Consider the following 487-nt stretch of genomic DNA (forward strand, 5'->3'; position numbering starts at 1 on the left):
CATCAACAATTATCCCCCTATCAGAAAGTACAGTATTTAAACCATTTAGAGGCACAGTAGTATAATCTCCAACAAACCGATAAACCGCAGGTACTGTAGGCGTTGGGCTAAGCGTAGTTAAAAGCGTGCCATCACTTTTTTTAACTGTAACTGTAGTGTTTAATGTGTTGGTGGTAACTACTAATTCATTAGCACTAGACCAATACTGCCAAAATGCTGGAGCAATATAATGGGTTTTATAAGTCTGTCCAAACGCTGTCCCAAAGTTGAAAAGAATAAAGGCTAATAAAAAAAACAGCCAGCGGCCAATACAGCAGTTAAAATGTTTCGTTAAATTAATTTTCTTACCCAAAAAAATACGCAGATAGCGGGATAGAGAGTGTAAATTTTTATTCATACGCTGGATGATATGTACTTGTATCACTAGGGGGAATGATACCGTTCTAAAGCTTTTTTATTTCAAGAAGTATTTACGCAATCTTAAAAC

1 protein-coding gene is annotated in these 487 nt (G+C 35.9%); it reads right to left on the reverse strand.

Annotation, left to right across the window (positions count from 1 at the left end; translation table 11 throughout):
• The coding region (locus AC1DND_RS29360; RefSeq protein ID WP_477586559.1) for a hypothetical protein at positions 1-397 on the reverse strand (397 nt) is incomplete at its 3' end.
• Between the last annotated feature and the right edge of the window lie 90 nt (positions 398-487).

Source organism: Pedobacter sp. 01N416 (assembly GCF_056399685.1).